The organism is Halopseudomonas sp. (assembly GCF_036961105.1).
GTDB lineage: Bacteria > Pseudomonadota > Gammaproteobacteria > Pseudomonadales > Pseudomonadaceae > Halopseudomonas.
Genome location: NZ_JBALWW010000013.1, coordinates 68586 through 88560, shown reverse-complemented (window position 1 = coordinate 88560; position 19975 = coordinate 68586). Strand labels below are relative to the sequence as shown.

The 19975-nt window shown below is 59.8% G+C and carries 19 protein-coding genes; 13 read left to right on the top strand and 6 right to left on the bottom strand.

Annotation, left to right across the window (positions count from 1 at the left end; all coding sequences use genetic code 11):
• Nucleotides 1-15 precede the first annotated feature (15 nt).
• On the bottom strand, nucleotides 16-1824 hold the full coding sequence (locus V7756_RS13275; protein WP_335610666.1) for an arylsulfatase: 1809 nt from the start codon (nucleotides 1822-1824) through the stop codon (nucleotides 16-18).
• Between the two features lie 143 nt (nucleotides 1825-1967).
• Nucleotides 1968-2762 (bottom strand): SDR family NAD(P)-dependent oxidoreductase, encoded by a 795-nt coding sequence (locus tag V7756_RS13270; RefSeq protein WP_335610665.1) that lies wholly within the window; start codon nucleotides 2760-2762, stop codon nucleotides 1968-1970.
• Nucleotides 2763-3133: 371 nt separating this feature from the next.
• Here V7756_RS13270 and V7756_RS13265 point away from each other — a divergent pair, with 371 nt between their 5' ends.
• The 12 genes from V7756_RS13265 (at nucleotide 3134) to V7756_RS13210 (ending at nucleotide 15211) form a co-directional block, all read left to right on the top strand.
• The gene (locus V7756_RS13265; protein ID WP_335610664.1) at nucleotides 3134-4477 is read left to right on the top strand and encodes an esterase/lipase family protein; all 1344 of its coding nucleotides are present in this window, start codon (nucleotides 3134-3136) and stop codon (nucleotides 4475-4477) included.
• Nucleotides 4478-4560: 83 nt separating this feature from the next.
• Nucleotides 4561-5271, top strand: coding sequence for a type 1 glutamine amidotransferase (locus tag V7756_RS13260; protein ID WP_335610663.1), 711 nt, complete (start codon nucleotides 4561-4563; stop codon nucleotides 5269-5271).
• Nucleotides 5268-5825: a lipocalin family protein gene (locus V7756_RS13255; protein ID WP_335610662.1), complete on the top strand. Its 558-nt coding sequence runs from the start codon at nucleotides 5268-5270 to the stop codon at nucleotides 5823-5825. The genes V7756_RS13260 and V7756_RS13255 overlap by 4 nt, the downstream gene beginning before the upstream one ends.
• Before the next feature lie 102 nt (nucleotides 5826-5927).
• Nucleotides 5928-7109 (top strand): GGDEF domain-containing protein, encoded by a 1182-nt coding sequence (locus V7756_RS13250; RefSeq protein ID WP_335610661.1) that lies wholly within the window; start codon nucleotides 5928-5930, stop codon nucleotides 7107-7109.
• A 38-nt stretch (nucleotides 7110-7147) separates the two neighbouring features.
• Nucleotides 7148-7819, top strand: coding sequence for a glutathione S-transferase (locus V7756_RS13245; protein WP_335610660.1), 672 nt, complete (start codon nucleotides 7148-7150; stop codon nucleotides 7817-7819).
• Nucleotides 7820-8043: 224 nt separating this feature from the next.
• Entirely contained in the window at nucleotides 8044-8592 is a 549-nt protein-coding gene (locus V7756_RS13240; RefSeq protein WP_335610659.1) for a hypothetical protein, read from the top strand.
• A complete protein-coding gene (locus V7756_RS13235; protein WP_335610658.1) occupies nucleotides 8592-8897 on the top strand; it encodes a winged helix-turn-helix domain-containing protein in 306 nt (101 codons plus the stop codon). The genes V7756_RS13240 and V7756_RS13235 overlap by 1 nt, the downstream gene beginning before the upstream one ends.
• Before the next feature lie 43 nt (nucleotides 8898-8940).
• The gene (locus tag V7756_RS13230; protein WP_335610657.1) at nucleotides 8941-9846 is read left to right on the top strand and encodes a MotA/TolQ/ExbB proton channel family protein; all 906 of its coding nucleotides are present in this window, start codon (nucleotides 8941-8943) and stop codon (nucleotides 9844-9846) included.
• A gap of 1 nt (nucleotide 9847) precedes the next feature.
• Nucleotides 9848-10282, top strand: coding sequence for a TonB system transport protein ExbD (exbD, locus tag V7756_RS13225; protein ID WP_335610656.1), 435 nt, complete (start codon nucleotides 9848-9850; stop codon nucleotides 10280-10282).
• A complete protein-coding gene (locus V7756_RS13220; protein ID WP_335610655.1) occupies nucleotides 10282-10995 on the top strand; it encodes a TonB family protein in 714 nt (237 codons plus the stop codon). Before exbD ends, V7756_RS13220 begins: the two co-directional genes overlap by 1 nt.
• 13 nt (nucleotides 10996-11008) lie before the next feature.
• On the top strand, nucleotides 11009-13618 hold the full coding sequence (locus tag V7756_RS13215; protein ID WP_335610654.1) for an ankyrin repeat domain-containing protein: 2610 nt from the start codon (nucleotides 11009-11011) through the stop codon (nucleotides 13616-13618).
• 69 nt (nucleotides 13619-13687) lie between these two features.
• A complete protein-coding gene (locus tag V7756_RS13210) occupies nucleotides 13688-15211 on the top strand; it encodes a phospholipase D family protein (protein WP_335610653.1) in 1524 nt (507 codons plus the stop codon).
• Nucleotides 15212-15230: 19 nt separating this feature from the next.
• On the opposite strand, the gene V7756_RS13205 is transcribed toward V7756_RS13210, so the two are convergent.
• Together V7756_RS13205 and cls are read right to left on the bottom strand one after the other, a co-directional pair.
• Complete coding sequence (locus V7756_RS13205) at nucleotides 15231-15602, bottom strand: DUF6746 family protein (protein WP_335610652.1); 372 nt, start codon at nucleotides 15600-15602, stop codon at nucleotides 15231-15233.
• A gap of 116 nt (nucleotides 15603-15718) precedes the next feature.
• Nucleotides 15719-17161, bottom strand: coding sequence for a cardiolipin synthase (gene cls, locus V7756_RS13200; protein WP_335610651.1), 1443 nt, complete (start codon nucleotides 17159-17161; stop codon nucleotides 15719-15721).
• A gap of 174 nt (nucleotides 17162-17335) precedes the next feature.
• Here cls and V7756_RS13195 point away from each other — a divergent pair, with 174 nt between their 5' ends.
• A complete protein-coding gene (locus V7756_RS13195; protein ID WP_335610650.1) occupies nucleotides 17336-19288 on the top strand; it encodes a CASTOR/POLLUX-related putative ion channel in 1953 nt (650 codons plus the stop codon).
• A 48-nt stretch (nucleotides 19289-19336) separates the two neighbouring features.
• On the opposite strand, the gene V7756_RS13190 is transcribed toward V7756_RS13195, so the two are convergent.
• A complete protein-coding gene (locus V7756_RS13190) occupies nucleotides 19337-19675 on the bottom strand; it encodes a TusE/DsrC/DsvC family sulfur relay protein (RefSeq protein ID WP_335610649.1) in 339 nt (112 codons plus the stop codon).
• Nucleotides 19672-19971, bottom strand: coding sequence for a sulfurtransferase complex subunit TusB (gene tusB, locus V7756_RS13185; RefSeq protein ID WP_335610648.1), 300 nt, complete (start codon nucleotides 19969-19971; stop codon nucleotides 19672-19674). Before tusB ends, V7756_RS13190 begins: the two co-directional genes overlap by 4 nt.
• Nucleotides 19972-19975: the final 4 nt, after the last annotated feature.

Here is a 19975-nt window from a genome sequence, read left to right as displayed (position 1 = left end):
TTGGACCGCTGCGTCTCAGCGCTGGCGACGCCTGATTACCAGGCGTACAAGCATGCCCAGTATCACCAATACGATCAGCCCGATGGCAAAGAGCGCGCTGCGGTTCTCGGCGATGAAGTTGGCGCGGCCGTTGATCTTCACCTGTTCCCAAGCGCGATAGTCGTCGGGTACTTCAATGACGTTGTAACGCTTCACATAGTCTTCGTAGGCGCCGTAAAGCTGGGCGGCTTTCTCCGGCATCTCGGCGGCCAGGTTGTGTCGCTCGAGTGGATCCTTGCTGGTATCGAACAGCTGCATACCCTTGCGCGCAGGTATGGCGCCGGTTTTCGAGGTGACCAGTTTGTAGTCGCCTTGCCACACAGCGATACCGCCGGCCAGCTCGTAGACCGTGATGTGCTCGGGGTCGTGAATGCGTGTTGCTTGACCGCGCAGCAGCGGGAGCATACTGGTGCCCATGATTTCATGCACCTTACGACCACGGTATTCGCCCTGGGGGGCGGCCACGCCGGCAGCCTCCAGCAGGGTGGGGGTGATATCGGTCACAAAGCCAAAGCTGTTGCTACGTGATCCGGGTTTGATCTGGCCTGGCTGACTGATGATGAAGGGCACCCGCATGCCGCCGCTGAAGGGCGAGCCCTTGTAGGAGTAGAACGGCGTGTTGGATGCGTACGCCCAGCCCGGGCCGTATTCGCTATAACTGCCCTTGGCGCCTAGCGCCTCCTGGTCGGTGTTATAGCGCAAACGGTAGAACAGCGGCGCCACTTCACGCAGTACAGTCGACTCGCCGCCGTTGTCACTCATGAATATGATCAGGGTATTGTCGTACTGGCCGCTGTCCTTCAGATACTTGATGACCTTGCCAATGCTCTGGTCCATGGCTTCGGCCATACCGGCAAAGACCGCCATCTGACGTGCGCGATAGGCGCGTTCTTCGTCGCTGAGCTGGTCCCAATCAATGTGCGGGGTGGAGTAGAAGGTCCCCCAGTCATCACTTACAGCCCGCTCGCCAGTATCGGGCAGCAAACCCGCCTGCAGCTGGCGGGCATAACGCTGCTGGCGAATCGCATCCCAGCCGGCGTGGTATTGGTCGCTGTATTTCTCTATGTATTCTTCCGGTACCTGGTGGGGCGCATGTACTGCCTGGAATGCCAGGTACCCAAAGAAGGGGCGATCCTGGTCCTGACCCTCGTCGATATAGCTGATGAGCTTGTCGGCATAGGTGAATGAGGAATAGAAATCTTCCGGCAACGCCACCTGTTTACCGTCTTCTATCCAGGTCGCGCTGCCGCCTGGCAGGTAGTGTTTTTCCTCCCAGTTGTCCGCGCCGCTTTCCATCAAGGCGAAGGAATGGGTGAAGCCGCGCGCCAGTGGCTGGCTTTCGGTCCGCATGCCCAGATGCCACTTGCCGGCCATATAGGTGTTGTAACCGGCGTCTTGCAGCAGGGTGGGCAGGGTCACCACGCTATCGTTCAGCCAAGTCTCGTAGCCGGGTTTGCCCTTCTGGTTGTCCGCCATGATCTCCTTCATGTTACCCATGCCGACGAGGTGGTTGGTTACCCCTGTCATCAACATGCCGCGCGTGGGCGAGCAGGTGGCGGATACATGAAAGTTGGTGAACTGCATGCCGGCAGCGGCCAGGGCGTCGATATTGGGTGTGCTGATCTCGCCACCGTAGGCGCCCGGATCGCTGAACCCCATATCATCGGCAACGATAAGCAGAATGTTGGGGCGCGCCGCTGCCATGCTGTGCGCGGCCAGCAGCACCAGTCCGGCGATACTAAAAAAGCGAGACAGCCGGGCAAGCGCGTTTCTTGTGGCGGGCATGGTGGGGCTCCTTGATTCTTATGGGCCTGGGCCTGTTGTGTTGCAAGGAGTATAGGTGTGAGGCGTTGGGCGGGAGAGGGCAAACCCCGCCAAGCCTTTGTCTTTGTAAGCCAAAAGCAGGGCGGAGTGGCAACCCTTTGGCGTTAGCCGATGCTGTCGACTATGCCGCCTTCCACGCGCAGCGCTGCGCCGGTGGTAGCCGAGGCTTGCGGCGAGCAGGCGTAAACCACCATGTTGGCGGTCTCTTCGGGGGCGGCAATGCGGCGGATGATGGACGAAGGCCGCTTGGCCTTGACGAACTCATCTCCGGCTTGCTGCAGGGAAACCCCCTTGCGCTTTGCGTCGGGCTCCAGCATTTCGCTGACCCCCTCGGAGAGCGTAGGACCGGGCAGCACCGCGTTGACCGTGACACCAGTGCCAGCCAGACGCTTGGCCAAACCGCGCGCGACTGCCAGGTTGGCTGCCTTGCTGAAACCGTAGTGAATCATGTCAGGTGGAATGTTGAGGCCGGACTCGGACGAGATGAAAACTATGCGCCCCCAGCCCTGCTCGACCATCGCCGGCGCATAAGCACGGGCCACGCGCACTCCAGACATGACATTCACGTCGAAGTATTGCTGCCACACCTCATCCGGCGTATCGAAGAAATCCTGCCCGGCATAGATGCCCAGATTATTCACCAGAATGTCGGCCTTGGGCTCCGCCGAGCGCAGCTGCTCCAACCCATCTGCGCTGCTCAGATCGGCAGCCACGCCACGTATTCGAGCCTTGGGCAGTGCTGCTTGGAGCTGGTGCAGGGCTGCGTCCACGCCGTCCTGTTTGCGACCGTTGATGACCACCGTCGCGCCGGCGGCGGCCAGGCCATGGGCAATAGCCAGGCCGATGCCGCCGGTCGAGCCGGTGACGATGGCGGTTTTGTTAGTGAGATCGATCTGCATATTGGCTCCTCTGTTTTGGCAAACGGGGGCGAAACCCGAATCGGAAGTGATTAAAAAGCCGTTCTGTGCTCGCTGTTGCGAAAGGCAATTTTCACTATGGCACAGCAGCAGACTTCAGATAACGACGAGGGTTGCTCTCACATCGGAAAAAATAAGCAAGCGCCGTTTGCTTTGACCGCTTCTAAGATGCCTGCAGCTGAGTCATTTTGGGCTATGTTTAATCGAATGCCGCCAGAGTTTGCTGCTGTCTGACCAGACGCCGCGCGCGGCTTGCGCTGTTGCACCAAAACTCGAAAAACCCGCAGGCAGGATGCCGTTCACAGCCAGCAGTCGTGATTCATGCCCGTATCACATTGTTCAGGGAGGTCCGGATGCTGGTGATCATCCATGGCTGGAGTGACAATTTCAGCTCGTTTCGTGCGCTGGCCAAACGGCTCGCGTCGCCGTTACCCGACGGTATTGGTGCCCAGGTAGAGCAGATTTACCTGGGTGATTACATCTCGCTGGATGATCAGGTGACCTTCGCCGATCTGGTGGAGGCTATGGATCGCGCCTGGACGGATGCCGGCCTGCCACGCAGCCCGCGCAGTGTCGATGCGGTAGTCCACAGCACTGGCGGCCTGGTTATTCGCGACTGGCTCAGCCGTTTTCCGCCTGACCAGGTGCCCATCCACCGGCTCTTGATGCTGGCTCCGGCCAATTTCGGTTCGCCGCTCGCGCATACCGGTCGCTCGGTGATTGGTCGCGCGGTCAAGGGTTGGAAGGGCTCGCGATTGTTTGAAACCGGCACCCAGATTCTCAAGGGATTGGAGCTAGCCAGCAGCTATAGTTGGCAACTGGCCGAGCGCGACCTTTTTGTCGACAACAGCGTTTTTGCGCCCGGCCGCGTGCTTTGTACCGTGCTGGTGGGTAATGCCGGCTACAGCGGTATTGCTGCGGTAGCCAACAAGCCCGGCACCGACGGCACAGTGCGGGTGTCCACGGCCAATCTGCAGGCGGCCCGCATGCTGATTGATTTCAGTCACGAGCCGGGCGGCGCTCCGCGTATCGACTATCAACAGGTGGATGACAGCGCCCTGGCATTTACTATGGTCGACGGCGAGGATCACAGCAGCATTACGGCCAAGGGGCGCGGCACCAACGAGTCCATCACCTGGAGCCTGATCTGCGGCGCGCTGATGGTGCCGGATTCCGGCTTCGATGCCTGGCGCATGCGCCTGGCAAGCCATTGCCACCAGGTCAGTGAAGTGGCTGCGCAGCGGCCGGGCGACCATTTTCAGCGCTATCAGAACACCGTCTTTCGAGTACTGGACAATCACGGCGCGCCGGTCAACGACTACATCATAGAACTTTACGTCAACGATGACAGAACGACCCGCGAGCGCCGCCTCACGCAGGTCATACAGGAAGAGGTGATCAAGGGAGTACACGTATTCTCTGGCGAAAAACACTACCGTAGTCTGCTGATCAACTGCGACCTGCTGTACCAGTTGCTGCTGCGGGAACAGGACCGTTTGCGCATCAGCATCACTGCCTATCCCGAGGTGAGTAGTGGCAAAGTCGGCTACCGTACCTATACCGACGATGATATTGGCGCCTTGTCCTTGAGCCGAGCGCAGGTGCGCGATATGTTTCGCCCCAACCGCACCTTGCTGATCACCCTGTGTCTGAAGCGTTACCAGCAAGCAGACGTGTTCCGCTTCAAACCCGTGTGAGGGAACCTTTGGCATGGCTCCCACTCAGAAAAACCAGGCGAGGCGGCCGTGGCCAACAGGACATTTCCGAGGAACAGCATCGAATGCGCGCGCATTATCTGCAACACGTGGCTTTTGAGGGGCTTGGCCAGATTGAGACCTGGCTTGATCGCCAGGGTTATCAGGTAACGGGTACACACCTCTATCGCGATGAACAACTGCCTGATGCACAGGCCTTGGAAGAGATCGATCTCCTCATCGTCATGGGCGGGCCCATGAGCGTGAACGATGAAGGGCAACTGCCCTGGCTGGCTGCAGAGAAGGCGTTCATTCGGCAAGCCGTTACCGCTGACAAGCAGGTGCTGGGTATCTGTCTTGGCGCACAACTTATTGCCAGCGCGTTGGGCCAGGCGGTCTATCCCCATGTCGAGCGCGAGATCGGTTGGTTTGCGATACAGGGCAACACCCATCACAACGGCGCAGCCTTTCATTTTCCCGAACAGGTGACGGTACTGCACTGGCATGGTGAAACCTTTGATCTGCCGCATGGTGCGGTGCCCCTGGCATCCAGCACGGCCTGCGCCAACCAGGCGTTTCAGCTGGGTCGCTCGGTGATAGGGCTGCAGTTTCATCTGGAGGCAACCCGTGCGCTGCTGGCCGACTTTGTGGAGGCCGATGGCGAAAGCCTGCAGCCGGCAGACTTCGTACAGCCGGCCGATGCCATCGTCGGTGTTGCAGATCCCGTGCTGGAGCAAACCTCGGCGCTGCTCTACGACCTGCTCGATTACCTTACCCGTGAGGAGACGATTACATGACTTACCTTCGCCAAACAGGACTTCTGCTGGCGGTCTCCTTGGTGGGCGGCTGCGTACAATTGCCCGAGGGAGTGACACCGGTGCAGCCCTTCGAAGCCGAGCGTTATCTGGGAACCTGGTACGAAGTAGCCCGTCTTGATCATTCCTTTGAACGTGGCCTGTCTGGCGTCACGGCCAACTACAGCCTTCGCGACGATGGCGGAATAAAAGTGATCAACCGCGGCTGCAATGCCGAGAAGGGCGAGTGGGAGGAGGCTGAAGGCAAGGCCTATTTTGCCGAGACACCGAATCAAGGCTTTCTGAAAGTGTCTTTCTTCGGTCCGTTCTACGGCACCTATGCCGTGTTCGGGCTGGACCAGCAGGACTACCAGTACTCGTTTGTATCCGGCCCCAATACCGACTATCTCTGGCTGTTGTCACGCAGCCCACAGCCGGACCAGGCGGTAAAGGATGAGTTTGTGCGGCGTGCCGAGGCACTCGGCTTCCCGACTTCAGAGCTGATCTGGGTGACGCACCCGGCCAACGCTTGCGGGAGCGGCGAAACAAAGAGTTGAACAGCGCAGGAGTTGATGGCTCATAGCTACGATTTTACGATGGTGTTTGCCAGCGCCAAACGCTAGTCTTGAGCCAACCCAAAAGAACATAGAACCCAGTCCATGCTAGACATGACAACCCTGATGGCTGTGCTGACGCTGACCACCCTGATTTCGGCCATAGGCCTGCTGGTGGCCAGCGTGCTGAACCGTCAGGTGCTTGCCATTCGCTACTGGGCTTTGGGGCTTATAGTGATCGTTGTCGGCCTGGCCCTGCAGAGCGTTCGCGCCTACCTTCCGCTGTGGCTCAGCGCAGCGGTCATTACCCAGGGGTATCTGGTGTGGCTGTGGGGCACCCGCTGCTATCGCCTGGGCCGCTCGGCCAAGGGTTTCTTGCCAGCCATGGCGACGTCCATGCTGGCCCAAGGTACGCTGTTCTTTATTCTGCAGGATTCGCTGCGCTTCAGCGTCATGCTGCACAGCGGCATCGTGGTCCTGGTGAGTCTGCTGATGATCTTCGAACTGTGGCGTATGCACATGCCGCAGCGGGCGCTGGTCTGGGTCTGGAGCGGCATCTGGTGTATGCACTGTCTGTTGTATTTGCGTCGTTTCCTGCTCTACCTTTTTGATACCACCTATATCGCCGCCAGCACCTTCGAAGAAGCCGAGCCGGTGGAGGCGCTCAACTATCTGGAAGGCATAGTGTTTCTGTATGCCTTCTCACTGTTGTGCGTGATCCTGGCTACCCGCAGCCTGCAGGAGGAGTTGAAACTGCAGGCTACCCGTGATCCTTTGACCAATCTTTTGAACCGCCGCGCCTTTACCGACCTGGCGTTGCGCCAGATGGCGGTAAGCCGCCGGCAGGGCGAAGGGCTGGCGTTGCTGCTCATGGATCTGGACAACTTCAAGGCCATCAATGATCTGCACGGCCACAGCGTAGGTGATGAAGTGCTTGGCGCTTTTGCGCGGCAGGTAGCCCGGCAGGTGAGGGCGCAGGACCTGCTGTGCCGTTTTGGTGGCGAGGAATTTGTGCTACTGGTGCCTGGTGCCGATGAGAGCAGCGCAGTGGCGCTGGCCGAACGCATCCGCGAGCAGTGGCAGGCACGCCGCTTTGATGTGGCGGACGTCGTGCTGCATAACTCCGTCTCTATTGGTTACGTGTGCGTTAGTGAATTTTCCGAGCAGGATCTCTATCGGATGATTGATCAGGCAGATCTGGCCCTGTATGAATCCAAGCAGGATGGCCGCAACTGTGTGCGTGGCCATGTGCCGGCCAGCCAGACGCTGGCGGCTGCGGTTGGCTAGCCAAGCACCACCTTTTTTCCCTGATCTCAGGAGTATCCATGATCGTCGTTCACCATCTGAATAACTCGCGCTCACAGCGCATTCTTTGGCTGCTGGAAGAGCTGGGGCTGGAGTATGAGGTCAAGCGCTATGAGCGTGACCCGAAAACCATGCTGGCGCCGCCGGAACTCAAGGCCGTGCACCCGCTGGGTAAATCGCCAGTGATTACGGACGGCGAACTGACATTGGCCGAGTCGGGAGCCATTATCCAATACCTGACCGATACCTATGATCAGAATGCGCTGGCTCCGGCGCAGGGCACTGCGCAGCGCCTGGAGTTCATTTACTGGCTGCACTATGCCGAAGGCTCGGCCATGTCGCCGCTGTTGCTCAAATTGGTGTTCAACCGAGTAGAGTCGGCGCCCATGCCGTTTTTTATCAAGCCGGTGGCGCGGGGCATTGCCGGCAAGGCGAAGAGCAGCTTTATCGAGCCGCAGATCAGGCAGCATCTGGACTACATGAACGATCATCTGGCCGCCACCGGCTGGTTTGTCGGGGATGAATTCACTGCCGCCGATGTACAGATGAGTTTCCCGTTGGAGGCCGCAGCGGCGCGCGGCGGGTTGGATGAGAACTGGCCGCACCTCATTGGCTATCTGCGGCGCATCCATGAACGCCAGGCTTACCAGCGCGCGCTGCAACGCGGTGGTGAGTACGACATTCTGGGTTGAATAATGCCGCTGGCGACAGCCTGGAGCAGGGCGCTTGGCGCTGAGTACCAGGCAGCCGTCGAAGCTGACAGGTCCGGCACGACCATGGCGCGCAACCCTGTTCAGCCGGGTTTTCGCGATTTGTGACTGCGCAGTCAGGGTGAATAAAAATTTCAAGACACATCTTGTTTTTGTCTACTCTGTTCAATAGAGTGCTTTGCAGAAAACAAAAACAGAGATAATCCATGTCTCCATCCCCTGAAGAAGCTGCGGCAGCTCTTCGCGCCATAACCAGCGTGCAAGCCCGCGCTGCCGGCTTTCAAGATTATCGCGCCGAGTCCCGGCAGCTGATGCTGTGGGGGCTGGTCAATCTGCTTGGCTGCGTTCTTACCGCACTTTTTCCCCAATGGTTGTTGCTGATCTGGCTGGCTGTGGTCATCGTCGGCTTGATGGCGGGTGTGCATCTGGCGCGCATGGCGCAGGAGATACTGCCCGGTATCGTCTGGCGCTATCTGCTGGTGGTGGGGTCGGTTCTAGTGTTTGCCGCCCTGCTGCATGCGGTCATGTGGCCGCTGACACCGCGCCAGGGCAGCATGATAGTCCCACTCTTTGTCGCCACCCTCTATGTGATCCGAGGCGCTCAGTCGCGTCCGCGCTACCTATGCATCGGCATCGCCCTGGCAACCCTCTGCTTCTGCTGCTTTCTGTTCGCGACCGAGCACTACTGGTGGTGGCTGGGGCTCGGCTGGGGCGGCACTTTCATCGTCTCCAGCTTCTGGTTGAGGCGCACCTGATGCAGACGCCCAACGACCTCATTCATCAACCGGTGCGGCTCAAGATCATGGCAGCGTTGAACACCCTGTCCAGTAACCAGTGGATCGAGTTCGTCTCGCTGCGCGCCATCGTGGATACCACCGATGGCAACCTGGGCGCCCATCTGGGCACCCTGGAAGGGGCCGAGTATGTACGGATAAAAAAGGATTTTGTCGGCAAAAAGCCGCGTACCCGTGTGAGCCTCACGGCCAAGGGTCGAGAGGCCTTTGCCCACTATGTGGCCACGCTACACGCCATTCTCACGCCGCAGAACATAGATAACTGAACACAGTAAGCAACACCTCAACATAACAACAATCGGGGGCAACATGCAGAGTCGTTCGTTTTCATCCATCGCCAATCGCTGGCACAGCCGTTTGCGCGCGGTATCACTGGTCTTGCTGCTAGGTACTGGCGCGGCGTCCGCGTCCTGGGTCCTGGCACAATCGCAGGACACTACCGCGGCACCGGCAGAGCCGATCACAAATCAGACCACCCAGAGCGCTCAGTCAGCCACAGCCACCATTGCGCAGGAGATAGCCGCGCAGCAGGAGGCGCCGGTCGAGGCATTCGGTGTGCGTGAGATGTATGAGCAGGCCGATGCCCTGGTCAAGTCGGTAATGTTGCTGCTGGTGTTCTGCTCACTGCTGACCTGGGCAGTGTTATTCGAAAAGATCTTTGTATTCTCCCGCGCGCGCCGCGGCAACCAGCGCTTTCTCAAGGCATTTCGTGCCGGCCAGCTGGATGTGCTGACCGATACAGCCGAGAAAAGCGCCATGGGTCGCATGTGGCAGGTTGGTCAGGCGGAGCTCAGGCATTACCGGGGCATGGCTGGCGAGGCCAGTGATCCGGATCGCATCAATAGGCTGTTGCAGCGCATGGCGCTGACCGCCGGCATAGTGCAGGAGCGCGATCTTGCACGTATGGGCAGCATGATGGGGGTGCTGGCTACCATTGGCGCCACCGCCCCGTTCATCGGCCTGTTTGGCACCGTATGGGGCATCCTCAACAGCTTTGCCAGCATTGCCACACTCAAGTCGGCCAGCCTGGCGGTGGTAGCGCCGGGGATTGCCGAAGCCCTGCTGGCCACGGCCCTGGGTCTGTTTGCCGCGATTCCGGCAGTAATGATCTTCAACAAGTTCGCCCGTGACATCAACGGCTTTGTTGGCGCTCTGGACAACTTCTCTGCGGAGATGATTGCCGGCGCCTCCCGCCAGCTCGACGAAGGGCGCTGATATGGGAATCCAGCTCAGTTCAGGGCCGCTGGTCAAGCGGCATAACTATCAGCAAAACGCCGAAATGAATATCACGCCCTTTGTGGATGTGATGCTCGTACTGCTGATTATCTTCATGGTGGCGGCGCCCTTGGCGACTGTCGATGTGCCGGTGGACTTGCCAAGCAATGCGGCGACACCGAGTCCGCCGCCGCAGGACCCCATTTATGTCAGCGTACAGGCCGACGGCAAGCTCTTTGTGCAGGAGCAAGCCACCAGTCTAAGTGATCTGCCAGCCTTGATAACCGGTGTTACCGCCGGCGCCAAGGATACCCGGCTGTTCCTGCGCGGTGATCAGGCCGTCGATTACGGCACCCTGATGAGGGTCATGAATTCGCTGCAAAAAGCCGGCTACACCCGTATCAGTCTGGTTGCCTCGGAAGAGCTGGAGCCCTGATGAATCGCACGACAGATAGCAGCCGGTGGGCGATGCGTCTGCTGGTGGTGATGGTCTCGTTGGGCCTGCATGCGGCGCTGCTGGTGTGGCTTTTCAGCAACCAGTTTCGCCATGCCGCGCCGCCGCAACAGCAGGTGGTGGCCGTGGAGCTGGTGGAAATACCGCCACCACCGCCCGAGCCGGAGCCCGAACCGGAACCGGAGCCGGAGCCTGAACCAGAGCCTGAACCCGAGCCTGAGCCTGAACCCAAACCGCGGGTAGTGGAGCGCCCGACGCCACCGCCGCCGCAACCGCCCAAGCCGCGTGGCCCGCCAGTACACAGCTTCGGTGCCAACCAGCAATGGGCAGCCCCGCAGACGCCGGCGCCGACAGCCGCGCCAAGCAGCCGTGGGCGAATGGCACCGTCCGGTTATGCCGATACCGTGAAGAATCGGGTTATCGCCAACCTGAAACGCCCCGAAGGCTCAGTGTACAAGCCGCCACCGGGCTACAAGGGCGATCCCAATGATTTCAAGCGTCAGTGCTACATCCCCTACGAAATTACCGTAGACGGCAATGGGCGCATGGTGTCGTTCGAGATTGACCGTTGCGGTGATGCGGTGCTGGATCAGGCGGCCGAACAAGCCATCCGCAGCGCCGGGCCATTCCCAGCGCCGCCAGGTGACGGCGCTGGCCAGTACACCATTTATGGCACCGCCATCTTCATCAAATAGGCAGGAGACAAGTATGTCGATCAATCAACGCCTGATGCTTGCTGTAACCATTGCTGCGCTGGGCGCCTGTGCTACCGCGCCGCCGCCCCCGGCGCCGAAACCGGATTTGACGCCCAGGCTGACACCACTCAATGCCGACACCAAGGCCAGCTTTGAATGTTCCGGCGCCTTGCCGGCGGTACACCGCCAGATCTGTGCCAGCGATGCGCTGGCCTTGCAGGACAAGGAACTGGCCGGTTACTTGCGCAAGCGCATTGATCAGCTCGACCTCCCGGGCGCGTTGGTCCTGGAAGCCAACCAGGCTCAGTGGCTACTGAGCCGGGCGGGGCAGTGCGGCCTGGGAGTTGATACCGGGACCGGTGTCAGTGCCGACAGCAATGCGATTGCCTGCCTGCAGTCGATGTATCGCCAACGCGAGGCACAACTCAAGGCGTGGCCCGCGCCGCAGCCACAGGCCCAGCGCGAGCGCCATGCCTGGTCGACCTATGCCGAGTTTCGCGTTGCCGAGGACCGCAGCAGCGGCCTATGCAGCACCATCGTCAATGGGCTCAATCAGGCTATGGCGCGTGATGGCCGCATCAGTATGGCGGCCTTGCCGGGTGCAGAGCTCAAGGCCGGCAGTCACGCCCCGGTCAGCAGCGCCGACATAGGCGGCCAACAGATCAGCGTCGAGTTGTATGATGCGGGCCTGTATGCCGGTTATCAGCAGCGTGCCCGTGGCCTGCGGATAAACGGCCAGGTGGTGATGGATGATCGTATGCTGCCGCGTTGGGTAGCCGAGCAGCCCAACTATGGCGGCCGCGCCCACGCTTCGTCATCACAAACTGGTGACTACGGCAGCATTGATGTGTTCACCTATCGTGGCCAGACCCTGGCGCTAGTGAATGAAACCTGGGGTTTCTACTCGCCGGCAGCCCGCGGGGAGTCGGCCTATGCCGGCATCTACAGTCTGCAGGGCGGGGTGACTCCGCAGTGCCTGCTACAAGCCTATCTGACTCCGCCGCGCACCAATACGCTACGCGGCCTATCTTCCTACAGTGCACTGGATGCCGAGCTGAACAAACTGGCTGGCGACCCGCTGCCGGGTTACTCGCAGCAGGAACGACGCGATCTGCACCAACGCTGGAAAGAGCGCCAGTGGACGCTACTCAACCTGCCGTTGCTGGGCGTTGATCAACTGCAGCGCAACGGCCGGGAGGCAGCCATACGCGCACGGCATGATGCAGCCATGGACGAGTTCTTCGAATGGTCAGAGCGCAACATAGGCGCCAAACAGCTGTATCGCCGGGTGATGCCCATGCTGCAGCCGGCGCATCAGGAGCTGGTGTCGATGTTTGCCGCACAGGGATTGAACGCGCAGGAAGCTGCTAGCGCTGCTGACTTGTTGTTCCATGAGACCTTTGCCCGTGCGATGGAGAACCTGGAGGCGCCGGTACAGGCGCCGGCTGCACCGCCGGCGCCCTTTGCCAGCTACCGCCCGCGCTATGCCATAGCGCCGCAGGCCGGTGCGCTGGAACAGGGCCGTCAGTTTGCTACCTTGCATAGTGTGTTGCTCAATGGTGCGCCGCTGTCAGTCATCAGCGACTTCGTTGATTACGAAACAGAGGTACTGGGCTCGCAGCGTGGCTTGGGCGCAGATGGCGATACTGCCTTGATGGCCGCAGTCGAGAATCCGGACGCCATCGCTTTTCTGCTGCAGCGAGGCTTTGCCGTGGATGCCAGCAATGCCTGGGGCAAGACCGCGTTGATGTCTGCCGCGCAGGCCGATAAGCCGGCCAGTGCCAGGTTGCTGCTGAATGCGGGCGCCAATGTGCACGCGCAGACCAAACGTACGCCTGGCGCTGGTGTTGGCGGGCCGGACAGACGTGAAGCGGAATCCACCCGACAAACTGCATTGCTGATTGCTGCTGGCGAAGCGGGCAAGGGAATGATCGATACCCTGGTGGATGCGGGCGCCGCTCGTCAAGCATGGAGCGGATACGATCAGCAGATCTGTCAGCAGTTGGAGAAGAATCCACAGCTCGATTCTGCTCAACGCCAAAGCTACCGCAGCTCGGACCTGTGCAAGGCCGCCTACGCGCCGGTGCCTGTTAGCGCACAGAAGCTGGTGGATATCCGCGGCGGCGATGAAATGACCATCAGGGACGATGGCACCCAATACGCCATCCGGTTGCTCACTCGCCCCGCCATGACGCTGTTTGGGCGCCCGGCAGAACTGGCGCCCTCGGAGATGGCAGAAGAAGTCGGCCGGCTTGCCGTTAGCGTGGTCATGACAACGCGGCGCAAGGCGGGGGCCAAAATCACCGGGCCACTCAATCTAGCCTTCGAGAACCTGGCAGACAACACGCCAACGCTGCTCAAGCCGCTAGTCAGCTACCCGGTGGAAGGCAGCATTACCAGCGTTGCTGGTTATCGGGTTGTACAGCGCCCGCAAGAACGGGTTTTGAGCCTGCACTATCAGCCGGATACCCAGACGGTGGAGGGCGCCTGGCGAGCCTTGTACAGTGCAGCCTATACTCAAGGTCTGAAACCCTCGGGCGCCGGCTACGTGGTGATTGACAATCGGGGTGGTCGGCGATTCGATTACCAGTTGGTCGTGACCGATATCTACACGGAGCAATAACTGCGCCGAGGAACCTCTCATGCCCGGCTGACGTCTCAATAGCCGGGCAAATGGAAAAGGTTACTACGGATGCGAATACTCGGCTTGCTGGCAATCTCCAGCCTCCTTTGGGGCTGTGCGACACAAGGAGTCAGTCATGACGAGCTACCGTCGTACTATCTGCCCGCCGACCCGCAAACACGTTTGAGCAAGTATGTTGCCCGAGAGCAGCCGGCGGAATCCGAGCTCTCGGGATTCACCCTGCTGCACAAAGGTAACGATGCCCTGGCTGCGCGTCTCAAACTGATCGACATGGCCGATCAGAGCCTGGATATTCAATACTATATCTACAAGGCGGACATCACCGGCGGCCTGATAACCGAGCGCTTGCTCAAGGCCGCAGACCGTGGCGTACGCGTGCGTCTTTTATTGGATGATGTGGGCAGCGGCCTGAAGGATTTCCGCGTGGCTGCGCTGGATCATCATCCGCGCATTGAAGTACGACTGTACAACCCGCTGAGCCTGCGCAATCCCTGGCTGAGGATATTCAGCAAGGTTGGCGAGTTCGGACGCATCAATTACCGCATGCACAACAAGCTGATCGTTGCGGACAATCGCGCGTTGATAACCGGTGGACGCAATATTGGTGATGAGTACTTCACCTTGAGCGATATCGACTTTCAGGATGTCGACGTGATGGGTATCGGCCCCATTGCCGACGCTGCCTCCGACAGCTTCGACAACTTCTGGAACAGCGGCATAGCCATCCCCATTGCTGCGCTGTCGGAAAAGTCCGATACCGAGGCACTGGCCGATATGCGTGCCATTCTGGGCTCAATGAACCGGCAAGCGGAAAACGACCCGTACCTGCAAGCGGCGGAACGTTCGTCCTTTATCACGGCAATGGAGAGTGACCGGTTGCAGTGGCATTGGGGGCCAGCGAAATGGTTTTACGATGACCCTTCCAAATCCGACCCGCATGGCGACGGCAATGAGGTCGCTTTCCTCGGGCGCAGCCTGGTTGAACCGATGAAGGCGGCTGAAAGCGAGCTATTGCTGACCTCTGCCTATTTCGTGCCCCTTGAAGGGGGCGAAAACCTGCTGCTGGGTATTCGCGACAAAGGCGTGGCGGTATCTGTGCTCACCAACTCCTTGGCCACCACCGACGTGCTGGCGGTGCACAGCGGCTACGTCAAATCTCGCGAGCCCTTGTTGCGTGGCGGAGTCAAGATGTGGGAGTTGCGTCCCATTGCGGGACAGCAGGAACGCGCCAGCCCCTTCATGGGTGAGTCCCTGGCCAGCCTGCATGCCAAGACCTTTGTGTTTGACCGCAAGGCGGTGTTTGTCGGATCGATCAATCTGGATGCGCGCTCGGTTAAGCTCAACACCGAGGCAGGTGTGTACATCGAACAAGAGGATATCGCGCAGGAAATGGTCGAGCTGTTTGACCGTTGGACCTCGGAAGACTTTGCCTATCAGGTTACGCTCGACGACGCCGAGCAGTTGCAATGGCAAGCAGACGGGGAAACCTGGCACAAGGAGCCGGCTGCGGGCGCTTTTCGACGTTTCATGAGCTGGACCTTGGGCTGGTTGCCAATCGACAGCCAGCTCTGAAAGTAGAAACCACCTGGCATCAGCTTTGCTGTAATCCCAGCCAGAGCTGGGCAGCGCTGAGATAGGCTGTGGCATGCAAAAGCACTGCATTGCCGTCCTGATGTTCCACCGCTTGGTGCAGCGATTCCAGCGGTGCGGCGACCGGTGCACTTGGCGTGCCCAGAAGCAATAGGTCACTTTCCAACTGGTAGCTCAGCTCGTCCATCAGGCTGAAAGTTGCGCTGTCCAGCGGCGCGTTGAGCAGCTGTTGCAAGAATTGATTGTGCGCACTCAGTTGCATGACTGCTGCGTGTAACGAATGACCGGATGCCGTGCTGGCAGGGTTGGCGATCACCATGGCGGGGCTCATCATGGCGACGGTAAGGCTGACGGGAAGCAGGTGTACTTTCATGCGCTCATCCATAATGATAATCAAACTCATTAAGGATTGTAATCGCCCTCGTCGGGAAAGCAACCTGCTTTTGCAGATTTATTTTTGCCTGCGCATTGAGTCACTTTCCAGGCGCCCTACAGCAAGGGGCTGAGGAAAAAGACCCCTCGCTCCAGAATGCGCGCCGCCCGTGAGCGCTGTTGCCAATCTTCCAGTTGCAGGCGATGGCACGCTGCCTCGTAACCATCCAGTACGCCCCCTATACGCGCGCATTCATCTGCCGAAAACAGCGCCAGGGTCAGTTCAAAATTCAGCTGCAGGCTGCGTATATCCAGATTGACGCTGCCTACCAACGCCAACTGATCATCCATCAACATGGCTTTGGTGTGCAGCAGGCCATCACGGAACAGGTAAATTTCGCCACCGGCTTGCAGAAAGCGTTCATAGAACGCGCGGCTGGCCCAGCCTACCAATTTGGAATCATTGCGCTCCGGGAGCAGTATCTTTACCCGCAGGCCACGCTGTGCTGCCTGACATAGCGCATTGAAGATCGCCTCCGAGGGTACAAAGTAGGGAGTACTGATAGTGATGCTGTGGTTGGCGCGGTAGATGCTTGAAAGCACCGCCTGGCCAATCAGATCGTCCCCGATGCCGGGGCCCGAGGGCAGAATCGACAGCCACTTGTCACACACCGGCATGCTGGCAGGCGCCGGTTCCAGGCGCCGCAACCCGGTCTCGACTTCCCAGTCCCAGGCGAACACCTTGTCGAGCCCGCGCGCTGCGGGGCCGTCGAGGCGCAGCATGATGTCGACCCAGGCGCCAACCTTGGCTTCGGTCTTGAAATACAGCGGATCGGCAATGTTCATCGAGCCGCTGTAGGCAATCTGTCCGTCGATCACGATGAGTTTGCGATGCAGCCGCAAGTCGATACGTTGCACCAGCGCGCGTAGCAGTCGCACGGGCAGGGCGGGCACGACCTCAATCCCGGCATCGACCAGGCGCTTGCGCCAGTTGGAGCGGAAGAAAGGTCGGCTGCTGGCGTGATCAATCAGCAGCGAGACCTTGACGCCGCGCTTGCTGGCATTGATCAGCTCTTCGGACAGGTGATCTACCCGTCCGCCGGGAAACCAGATATAAGTTTCGATATGAATGGCAGTGGTGGCCGCGCGCACATCGGCGCAGAGACTGGAAAATATCAGCTCCGGCGTATCCAGCAACTGCATCCGCTGATAGCCCAGGGCGCCTATGCCCATCCGGGTAGCCAGTAATTGATAGATGCCGTGGGTCAGCGAGCTGTCGTTGATGGGTGCCTTGGTGGCAGAGAAGTCCGCAGCAATACTCTGCATGAATGGATGCACCATGGCTTCGGCACGCCGCGCACGCTGTTTGCCCAGATTCAGCTCGCCCAGCATCAGGTAAAACACGGCGCCGAATACCGGCAGGATATAGATCACCAGCAACCAGGAAAGGGTAACGCTCACCGGGTTGCGCTTGGCCACTACACGCAGCGTGACGGCCGCAGTGAAAAGCCAGTAGAGTACGACCAGCGCCAGGCCAAGAATATGTTCGAGATTTTCCATAGTGTCGTTCTTGGCTCTGCGCGGAGTCGGATATCGAGTGCGCTCAATCTAGCAGGATTTGGCTGCAACTTTAACAATACCACTGCATCAAAAACCGCAGCTGGATGCTGATCCCGTCAGTTACAAACGGCGCAGCTCCCTTGCGACATCCCGGCAAAGCAAAGAGGGCCTTGAATGCTGCCATTTTCCTTCGTTGATCGTCTGCGCTATCTGATTGAGCGGCAGTTTGTGAAAGGCGCGCATTATCAATTGCTGGTGGTGGCCGCATTTATTGCCTTGATTTCGCTGGTGGGCGGCTGGCTGGCCTGGCCGACTGCACCGGCCGGCGGCAGTCTGGCCGATTCGGTGTGGTGGGCGTTTCTGCGTCTGACTGATCCGGGCTACCTGGGCGATGACGAAGGGACCTGGCGACGTATCGTCTCTACCGTGCTGACCGTCAGCGGCTATGTGGTCTTTCTGGGCGCGCTGGTAGCGATCATGACCCGCTGGTTGATTGCCATGATGGTCAAGCTGGAGCAGGGCCTGACGCCCGTCACGGTGCGCGATCACATTGTCATTCTCGGCTGGACCAATCGTACCATTCCTCTGATTCAGGAAATTCTCGACACCAGCGGCGGGATTCAACGGCTATTGCGCGCCCGCGCCACCAAGCGCCTGCGGCTGGTGATTCTGGCCGACGAAATCAATGCCGAACGGGTTGAAGAGCTGCGAGAAGTCCCGCTGATCCGTCGCGCCATGGGCAACATCATTTTGCGCTCAGGCACCGCGCTGCAACCTGAAGATCTGGACCGCGTGGCGTGTCTGCAGGCGGCGGTAGTGCTGATTCCCGGGCGTAACCAGACCGGCAACAGTCTGCTGACCGGCGATGTGGAAACCATTAAGGCGCTGTTGACACTGCAGGCTCAGGCGCATCTGCGTGGAACGCCCGCGCCCTATGTGGTCGCCGAAATCGACGACATGCGCAAGCTGAACGTAATGCGCCGCGCCTACAGCGGACCGCTGGAAGTGCTTGCCAGCGATGCCATGGTCAGTCGTCTGTTTGCCCAGTCGCTGATTCACCCGGGCATGCCGGAGCTGTTTGGTGAAGTAATGACCGTGCACGACGGCAACGAGTTCTACATTCGTTCGACCGACAACAGCGTGGGGCAGACACTCGGTGAGGTTGGCCGGCAGGCGCCGCAGGCGATTCTCTGCGGTCTGATGCGGCCGCTGGGCGATAGCTGGCGCACCTGGCTGAATGCGCCAACGGACGAAGTGATTCGCCAGGGCGACAAGATCGTCATGCTGGCGCGCGATTACAGCCACGCCGAACCGCAAAGCAATACCGAGCAGCCGTTGCGCTTGTTGCAGCGCCCAATCCGCCAAGTCAAGCCTGTGGCCGGCGGTCTGCGACGCCTGCTCATTCTCGGCTGGAACCGGCGTGTGCCAGCGCTGATCCATGAGCTGGCCGGCTATGCCGACTATCGCTTCGAGGTGGATCTGGTCGCGGTGGTCGAGCCCAGTCAGCGCGTTGCGGAAATCAATGCCTACAGTGAGCAGACGGCGCGCGTGAGCTGTCAGCACACGCAGGCAGACTACATGGTTGAAGGTGCGCTACGGGACCTGCTGACGCAGCGTTTCGACAGCGTGCTGCTACTTTCCTCTGATCGAATGGAGTCTGGCGAAGAAGCCGACGCCCGCTCCATGGTCGGTTATCTGGTCATCGACGAACTGCTGCGCGAACGCAGTCATCGACCTCAGATACTGCTGGAATTGAGCGACCCTGCCAACGAATCGCTGGTAGTGCGCAAGCGTGGTGAAAGTATTGTCAGTCCGATGATTCTCAGCCATCTGATGGCGCAGATCGCCCAGCGCCGCGAACTGGGGCTGATGTTCGAGGAACTGTTCACGACCGGGGGAGCGGAGATCCTCTTCCGGCAGATCAGCGATTATTCGATGCAGAGCGTGACTACCTTTGCTGACCTTGAGGCGGTCGTGGCCCTGCAGGGCGAGACGGCGTTGGGGGTCTATCGCAGCAAGCCGGACGAGGAAGGCCGTCGCCTGCATCTGAATCCGCCGCGCGACGAGCCGCTACGATTGAAAGCGGACGATCAACTGGTGGTGCTCACCACTTTGCCGGAGGTATGAGCGCCGGGCGCGCTGGTAAACCGTAAACCGACAAGACGCAGACAGCGATTACAGGCAGTTGTCGGGTTTGGGCAGCCCGGCCAGCTTGGCGGCGAACTTGGCGGGGCTGCCGGGAAACAGCCCGAGCAGATACAGACTGGTGCCCTTGTCCTTGCCCAGCTTCTCGCCCACGTACTTGACCAGTGGGCGCATGGCAGGGGACAGCTGATAAGTCTGGTAGAACTCACGCAGAACTCTGATCACTTCCAGGTGCGCTGGGCTGAGGCTGATACCCTCCTGCTCGGCCAGGGCCGCCGCGACGGGCTCTGACCAATCCTGCAGATCGATCAGGAAGCCTTCCTTGTCTATCGCGATGCTGCGGCCTGCCACGTGCAATACCTGGCTCACCAGCTCAGTACCTTGTCGTATTCGGTACACAGGCGCACAAAAGTTGGATAGTCGATCAGCTTGACTCGCTTGGGCACGTCGTCCATGGGCAAGCCGCGCGCTACAACGTCGGCTTCCAGCGCATACAGGCGTACGCTGGCTGGCAGCAGTTGTAGCGCGCTCAAGGCAGTGGTGCGTGGCAGCAGACTGTAAACGCCATCTTCCAGCAGCAAAAGACCTTGGCGGGGGCCCATGACGCGCAAACTGCTGGCAAAGCGGCTGGCATCCTGCGGGGCGTGACGAAGAAGGTGCAACATGTTC